Source organism: Nonomuraea cypriaca (genome assembly GCF_015645445.1).
GTDB classification, from domain to species: Bacteria; Actinomycetota; Actinomycetes; order Streptosporangiales; family Streptosporangiaceae; genus Nonomuraea; species Nonomuraea cypriaca.
In genome coordinates, this window is the sequence record NZ_JADOGI010000360.1 from 1 (window position 1) to 7,723 (window position 7,723).

Annotated in this window: 7 protein-coding genes; 2 read left to right on the forward strand and 5 right to left on the reverse strand. The window is 70.2% G+C overall.

The window, feature by feature from the left end; all coding sequences use genetic code 11:
* The first annotated feature begins 550 nt into the window (after positions 1-550).
* The gene (locus ITP53_RS52345) at positions 551-991 is read left to right on the forward strand and encodes a hypothetical protein (RefSeq protein ID WP_195902959.1); all 441 of its coding nucleotides are present in this window, start codon (positions 551-553) and stop codon (positions 989-991) included.
* Between the two features lie 114 nt (positions 992-1,105).
* Here ITP53_RS52345 and ITP53_RS52350 read toward each other — a convergent pair whose 3' ends face one another.
* A complete protein-coding gene (locus ITP53_RS52350; RefSeq protein ID WP_195902960.1) occupies positions 1,106-3,325 on the reverse strand; it encodes a thiamine pyrophosphate-dependent enzyme in 2,220 nt (739 codons plus the stop codon).
* Positions 3,326-3,522: 197 nt separating this feature from the next.
* Between ITP53_RS52350 and ITP53_RS52355 the strand changes: the two genes are divergently transcribed.
* Positions 3,523-4,866, forward strand: a complete 1,344-nt coding sequence (locus ITP53_RS52355; protein ID WP_195902961.1) for a hypothetical protein — start codon at positions 3,523-3,525, stop codon at positions 4,864-4,866.
* Positions 4,867-4,920: 54 nt separating this feature from the next.
* On the opposite strand, the gene ITP53_RS52360 is transcribed toward ITP53_RS52355, so the two are convergent.
* From ITP53_RS52360 to ITP53_RS52375, 4 genes are all read right to left on the reverse strand, one after another.
* Positions 4,921-5,244: a hypothetical protein gene (locus ITP53_RS52360; protein ID WP_195902962.1), complete on the reverse strand. Its 324-nt coding sequence runs from the start codon at positions 5,242-5,244 to the stop codon at positions 4,921-4,923.
* A 111-nt stretch (positions 5,245-5,355) separates the two neighbouring features.
* Complete coding sequence (locus tag ITP53_RS52365; RefSeq protein WP_195902963.1) at positions 5,356-6,210, reverse strand: ABC transporter permease; 855 nt, start codon at positions 6,208-6,210, stop codon at positions 5,356-5,358.
* A gap of 3 nt (positions 6,211-6,213) precedes the next feature.
* Complete coding sequence (locus tag ITP53_RS52370) at positions 6,214-7,191, reverse strand: ATP-binding cassette domain-containing protein (RefSeq protein WP_195902964.1); 978 nt, start codon at positions 7,189-7,191, stop codon at positions 6,214-6,216.
* On the reverse strand, positions 7,192-7,723 hold a 532-nt coding region (locus tag ITP53_RS52375), incomplete at its 5' end, for a PadR family transcriptional regulator (RefSeq protein WP_207757661.1).

A 7,723-nucleotide genomic window follows, 5' to 3' on the forward strand; every position in this document is an offset into this window, starting at 1 on the left:
GTCCACCGGAGATCCGGGCCTCCCGTCCACCGGCAACCGGTCTCTTCCACCCTTCGGCGACCCGGCCTCCCCCTCGACCGGCGGCCTCTTCCCGACGACCGGGGGCTCCTCGACCGGTAGCCCCTCCACCGGCGGCCCCTCGACCGGGAGGCCATCCACCGGCGGCCATCTCCCCTCGAGCGGCGGTCCCTTCCCGACGACCGGCGGCCACTTTCCCGCAACGGGCGGCCACCTGCCGGTCGTCGGCTGGCATATGTCGCCCAGACCGTCGGGATCGCCCGGATCGCCGGGATCGCCGGGATCGCCCGGACTATCTGGAACGCCCGGTTCATCCGGAACGCCAGGACCACAGACCGCGCCTCCGCCGTCGGCCCAGCGTGGAATGCCGGGTCGGCTTGGGCCGCACGGTCCGGGTCGGCTTGGCCCGTACGTTCCGGGCCATCCTGGGGCGGATGCTTCGGGTCCGTATGGGTCCTTGCAGGGGACCGTCCCTCCGTCGCGGTCCACACCGTCCGCCGGGGCGGCACGGCGGCGCCGGGGTGTGCTGATCGTGGCGGTGGTCGGGACCGTGGCGGTCGCTGGGATGGCGCTGGCCGTGTTCCTGTTGCCCCAGCGGAACCCGCCACCCGTGACCGCCCAGCCGTCGGCCACCCAGGACGATCAGCCGATCGGTGAACAGGAGGTCGCCGCCCTGACCCCGCGCGGCCTGAAGGTGACGGCCGACCAGGGCGCACTGGTGGAGTTGCGCTGGTCGCTGCCCGCCGGCGCCCGCCGATATCCGGTGGTGCTCCAGCGTTCCCCGGCCAAGCAGGGAGAGCAGCCCATCACCGCGCTGACCCAGGGAGCGACGTCGGCCCGCGTCGCCGGTCTGGACCCGCGCACCGGCTACTGCTTCCTGGTGGGCGTCCCGCTGGCCTTCTCGGAGCGGTCAACGGTCGCCTGGTCCAAGCCGACCTGCATCAGAGGCGCCGTGGCCCGCCCGACCCAGTAGGCGGGACCCCACCCGACGCTACGGACGGGGACAGGCCCTCCGCGCAACAGGCGGGCTGGGCGCTCCGCGCTTCGGCGCGGGACGGGTCCGACCCGAGAGCGGAGGGGCCGCTCGTCAGCCCAGGAGTTTGCGGGCCGCCTGCTCGATCTCCTCCTCCGACAGCAGCACGTGGTTCGCCGCCCCGCCCAGCGGGATGAAGCTGTCGGCCGAGGCCACTCGCGCGATCGACCCGGTGAAGCCGGCGTCCGTCAACTCGGCCACGATGCCCTCGGAGACGCCCCCGGTGTGCCGGGTCTCGTCGGCGATCAGCACCTTGCCCGTCAGCTCGGCCGCGCGTACCAGATCCTCCACCGGAAGCGGCGCCAGCCAGCGCAGGTCGAGCACGCGGCAGCCGAAACCCTCCTGGGTCAGCCGGACGGCGGCCCGCAGGCTCATCCGCAGCCCGTTGCCGAACGTCACGATCGTCAGGTCGCGCCCGTCGCCGTAGGAGCGCGCCCGCCCGATGGGGACGTGCGTCTCCGGCCAGCGCGCGGGCGGCGCGTACGGCGCCAGCCACCCCCCGTCGCCCTCGTCGAACAGGTCACGCGTGTGATAGAGCGCGATCGGCTCAAGGAACACGCACACCGATCCGCACGTGCGGGCCGCCGCGAGGCACGTGCGTAGCATGCCCGCGGCGTCGTCGGGACGCGCGGGTGAGGCGATGACCAGCCCGGGGATGTCGCGCAGCGCGCCCACCGCGTTGTCGTTGTGGAAGTGGCCGCCGAACCCCTTCTGGTAGGCGTAACCCGCCACCCGCACCACGAGCGGGTTGACGTACGAGCCGCGCGAGAAGAACGACAGCGTGGCCGCCTCGCCCCTGATCTGGTCGAGCGCGTTGTGCAGGTAGGCGAGGTACTGGATCTCCGGCACCGGCAGTTGCCCGGACACGCCCGAGCCGAGCGCCAGCCCGAGGATGGCCTGCTCGTCCAGCAGCGTGTCGTAGACCCGCGCCGGCCCGAACCGCTTCTGCAACCCCCTGGTCACGCCGTAGACGCCGCCCTTCTTGGCGACGTCCTCGCCGAACACCGTCATCTCCGGGTAGACCGTGAGCGCGTCGGCGAGCGTGCGGTTGATGGCCTGCGAGAGCGTCAACGGCTTCTCGTTCTCCGGCAGCGCTCCGGCGAAGGCCTTCTCCCTGGCCGCGCTCGTGGCCGCGGTGGGACTGATCTTGGCGATCAGTTCAGGGCGGCGCGGCGCGATCGGCTCCATGACCTCCGCGGCCGAGCCGAGGCGCGGGCTGCGCGTGGTCTCCAGCGCGATGCGCAGGATGTGCTCGCGCGTGGACTCGTACATCTTGAGCAGCCCCTCGGGGGTCTCCAGCCCCGCCTCGACGAGCAGCGTCGCGCTGCGCAGCAGCGGGTCGCGGGCCATCTCGGCCTTCATCTCGCGCTGCGTGCGGTACGCCGACTCGACGTCGGACCCCGCGTGTCCCATGAGCCGCACCATGGACAGGTGCAGGAACGCGGGGGAGCGGTGGTCGCGTACGTGCTGGACGGCGCGCATCGCGGCGTCGTACGCGTCCGGCAGGTCGCAGCCGTCGGCGGCGAAGTATTCGATGCCGGGCCGCCGCGCGGCCGCCTCCACCCAGCCCTTGGGCGTGCGGACGCTGATGCCGATGCCGTTGTCCTCGCACACGAACAGGATCGGCAGCGACTGACCCTGGTAGGTCGCGTAGGAGGCGGTGTTGAAGCCGGACAGCGCGCTCGCGTGGTTGATCGAGGCGTCGCCGAAGCTGCACACGGTGATCGCGTCGTCGGCCCACGCCGAGCGCGTCTCGAGCCCCCGCGCCCGCTCGATGGCGAACGCCACGCCCACGGCCCTCGGCACGTGACTGGCGATCGTCGAGGTCTGCGGGATGACCGCCAGGTCGGGATGGCCGAACACCTTGTGCCGGCCGCCCGCGATCGGCTCCGCCGCCGCCGCGGTCAGGCCCATCAGCACGTCGCGGATGCCCTGCTCGGGCAGCCGCCCCGCCTGCTCGGAGCGGGTCAGGTAGAACGCGCAGGAACGGTAGTGCAGCAGTGCGGGGTCGCCCGGCCGCAGGGCCTCGGCCACGGCCGCGTTGCCCTCGTGACCGGCCGAGCCGATCGTGTAGTAGCCCTCGTCCTGCTCGCGTAGCCAGCGAGCGGCGATGTCCAGCAGGCGGCTGTCGAGTTGGCGCCGGAACAGTGCCTTGCACTGCTCGCCGGTCAGGGCCGTGCCCTCGCGGACCGGCAGCCCCGGATCTCGCGCGGGGCCCGCCTTCAGCGTCGCAACCGCCTGGGTGAACTGTGTCTCAACAGTGTCGCGCGCCACACTTCGATTATGTCTTCCATCGGGCCCGCCGTCTGCCGGTCTCCGGTGAGATGTTGTGGAGCGGTCCGTTTGACGGGCTTCTATAACCGTTTGTCAGAATCCCCAACCTTCCCGCCCGCTTACACGTCTACTGAGATGACACACGTGGCACCCTCAATGCCGCGTTGAACCAATGGGGTCTCCAGAAAGGAACCCGCATGTTACAACGCACTCGTGTCGCCGCCCTCGCCATCGTGCTCGGCGCCGGGGTACTCACCCTGGCTCCCGCCGCGGCGACGGCGGCCCAGGCTCCCAGCATCTCCGCTGTGACCATCAGTCCCAAGTCTCCGATCGTCGTCTTCGACAACGCCGTCTCTGCCACGTTCACCTTCACCACCAAGGCCGCGGGCAAGGCGGAGTTGCAGCTCAAGCCCCCGGGCACGAGCGTGGTGACGCCGATCGAACTGACGCCCGCCCCGTTCGGCGAATGGACGAAGTGGACGGGCACCAAGTCCTTCGCGGCTGGCGACGCGGGCAGGTGGAGCTTCCTCACCATCGCCCACGGCGAGGGCGAGCGGTCCGCCAACGGCACGTTCGAGGTCGCCAAGGCGCTCGGCACCAGGATCACCGGCCTGAACGCCGACCCCGACCGGGTCGGCAGGGGTGACTCGATCAAGGTCTCGGGCCGCCTGCTCGCCGACGGCAGGGGCTACGGCGGCCAGTCCGTCGCGATCACCTTCCGCGCGGCGGGCAGCGACGCCTACCGCGAGGTCGCCAAGGTGACCACCGGCCGCGGTGGCGGGTTCGCCGCCACCGTACGTGCGAACGCCACCGGCTGGTGGCGGGCCGAGTACGCGGCCACGGCCACCGCCAGGGCCTCCGTCAGCGACTCCGACCGGGTCGACGTCAGGCGCGGGAAGCTCGGCAGCCGGATCACCGGTTTCGACGCCCGCCCCGGGCGCGTGGACAAGGGCGACAGGCTCACCTTCATCGGCGCGCTGCGGGTCGAGGACCGCGGCGGCGCGTACGGCCAGCGCGTGGTCGTCTCCTTCAAGCCGGACGGCTCGTCCCGCTGGCAGAACGTCACCAGCGACGTGACCGGCCGCGACGGGCGCTTCTTCGCCTCGGCCAGGGCCGAGACCTCGGGCTGGTGGCGCGCAGGGTACGCGGGCAACCGCGGCGTCAACGGTTCGTTCAGCCAGGCCGACTGGATCAGGGTGGACCAGCCCGCCCCGCCGCCCGAGAAGGCGGACACCCGAGTGATCAAGTTCAACGCCTACCCGGAGCCGATCAAGCGCGGCAGATACCTGGGCCTCAGCGGCCGGCTGCAGGTCGACGACGAGGGCTCCTGGGAGGGCTACTCGGGCAAGGTGCGGCTGTACTTCAAGCCGCTCGGCTCGAAGAAGTGGCAGTACGTCAAGTCCACCAGGTCGAGCGACAGCGGCCGGCTCTTCACCAAGGCCAGGGCCTGGGGCTCGGGCCACTGGAGGTTCGTGTTCGCCGGTGACGACGACACGTACGGCGACACCAGCGGCCGTGACTACGTCCGCGTGAGACGCTGACCACACGAACCGAGGCCCGGGGGACCACCCCGGGCCTCTCTTTCTGCTACCGGCTCAGTTGGACTGCTGGTCGGTCAACTTGGCGTCGATATGGACAAGGATGGACTCGATACGATCGAGCCGTTCGTCCACCTGGACGAATCGTTCGTCCACCTTGGCGAACCGCGCGTCGACTTCGGCGAAGCCCGCTTTCATCGAGGTGTTGACCTTGCCGATCTCTCGATCGATCTTGTCGAGGACGTTTTGTCCGACGATCCCTACGCGGTTGTGCAACTCGTGGAAGCGCTCGGCGATGCTCTGCTCGGGCATGCCGCTAACAGTAGCCTGCTCCAGAGCCGTGAACCGTGCTTCCAGGTCACGGTACTTCGCTTCCAGCATTGGGGTGCGCTCCTTTTCGGGGGGAGGAGGAGGAGGATGGACAGGCGCGCGGCACATCGGGAAAGCTACCCTCCGTACAAGATCGACCGCAGGGAGATACGAAAACCTGTCCTATTCCGCCCGTTTGAACTCCGCGACCCCTATGGCCAGCAGGGCGAGGCCGAGGGCGGCCACGACGCCCAGTTCCAGGGCGACCGGGACGTGGAAGCCGAACCACTGCACGCCCGGGTTGAGCATCGCGTTGACCGGGGCCGGGACGTCCAGGTGGGAGAAGACCGCCTGCCGCATCGGGTCGACCGCGTACGTCATCGGGTTGACCACCGTCAGCGCGTGCAGCCAGGAAGGCAGGTTGGCCAGCGGGAACATGGCGCCCGACAGGAACATCATCGGCATGATGGCCATCTGCATCAGCCCGAAGAAGGACTGCATGTTCTTCATCCGGGCCGCCAGCATCACCCCGAACGCCGTGATGGTGAACGCCGCCAGGAACATCTCCGCCAGCAGCGTGACCATCAGCGAAGGCGAGTACGGCACTCCCACCAGCCCCGCCATGGCGAGGATGACGACCCCCTGCCCGGTGGCGACGATGGCCCCGCCCAGGCACTTGCCGACCACGATCGCTCCGCGCGAGACGGGCGCGACGAGCATCTCCCGCAGGAAGCCGAACTCGCGGTCCCACACGATGGACCCGGCCGAGAACATGCCCGTCATGATCACGGTCATGGAGATCATGCCGGGATACATGAACGTGCGGAAGTCGACCCCCGGGATCGAGCCCTGCACCAGCGACCCCAGCCCCGTGCCCATGACGAACAGCCAGAGCACGGGCTGCATGAGCATGGACAACATGCGGGTGCGGTCGTTGACGAACCGCAGCATCTCCCGGTGCAGCACTATCTTGACCGCCCGCAGGTCGTGCCCGGCGCCGCGAACCGGCACGCGTACACCGATCGCCTCCGTCGTCATCGCCTATCGCCTCGCCATCGCTCTCATCCACGTCTTGCCGTCGGCGCCGGCCTCGGCGTCGCGGATCGTGGAACCGGTGTAGGACATGAACACGTCATCCAGGGACGGCCGCGAGACGCTCACCGACCTGATCGGCATGCCGAGCTCCGCGAACAGCCGAGGCACGAACTCCTCGCCCGACGCCACCCCGAACGTCACCGCGCCCTCGCGAACGGCCGCCTCCAGCCCGAACCGCTCCCGCAGCGCCGTGATGGCGGCGTCGTCGTCGGCGGTCTGGATCTGTACGCGGTCCTTGCCGACGCCGGCCTTGAGCGCCTCGGGCGAGTCGGTGATCACGACCTCGCCGTGGTCGATGATGGCGATCCTGTCGCAGTATTCGGCCTCGTCCATGTAGTGCGTGGTCATGAAGATGGTGATGTCCTCCATGAGCCTCAACTGGTTGATGTACCCCCAGATGGCCGAGCGCGTCTGCGGGTCGAGCCCGACGGTGGGCTCGTCCAGGAACAACACCCGAGGCGAGTGCAGCAGCCCGCGGGCGATCTCCAGCCGCCGCTTCATGCCGCCGGAGAACGTCTGGACCTTGGTGTCCTTGCGGTCCCACAGCGCGACCATCTCCATCACCTGCCGGATCCGGCCGGCGACCAGGCTCTTCGGCACGCCGTACAGCTCGGCGTGGAAGCGCAGGTTCTGCTCCGCGCTCAGGTAGCCGTCGAGGGTCGGGTCCTGGAAGACGAGGCCGATGTTCCTGCGTACCTCGTCGCGTTCCCTGACGACGTCGTGCCCGGCCACCGTGGCGCTGCCGCCCGTGGGGTTCACGAGCGTGCAGAGCATGCTGATCGTGGTGGTCTTGCCGGCGCCGTTCGGGCCGAGGAAGCCGAACACCTCGCCTGGGCGCACCTCGAAGTCCACGCCCTTGACGGCCTCGACCTTCCCGTACGTCTTCCGCAACCCCCGTACGGCCACAGCCGCTTCATCGCTCATTCAGTCCTCCGCCAGGATCTGGAAGACGGACCTGCGGGTCTGCCTGATCAGCTTCTTGGCCTCCGCGAGCTGCCGGTCACCGCCCGTGCGGACCAGGTGCGCGAACGCCTCGTTGAGCTGAGCCCAGAGCAGGCGCAGCTCGTGGTGGTCGTCGGACACGGTGCGGGCGACCTCGTTCCACGGCTCCTCGTCCGCGTGCCTGGCCGCCTGCCCGCGGCCCTCCTCCGTCAGCCGGTACGTCCGGCTCCCGCCGGATTCGCCGGCCGACACCAGGCCCTCGTCCTCCAGCTGCTGGAGCGCCGGGTAGACCGAGCCCGGGCTGGGCCGCCACACGCCGCGGCTGCGTTCCTCGATGCCCTGGATCATCTGGTAGCCGTTCATCGGCCCCTCGTGGAGCAGCGCGAGCAGCGCCGCCCGTACGTTGCCGCGCCGGACCCGCGGCGCGGGCGTCTCCCAGTGGGCCACGGTGTGCCCGCCGGGCAGGCCCATCGGCGGTCCCATTGGCGGGGCCATGGGCGGGCCCATCGGTCCC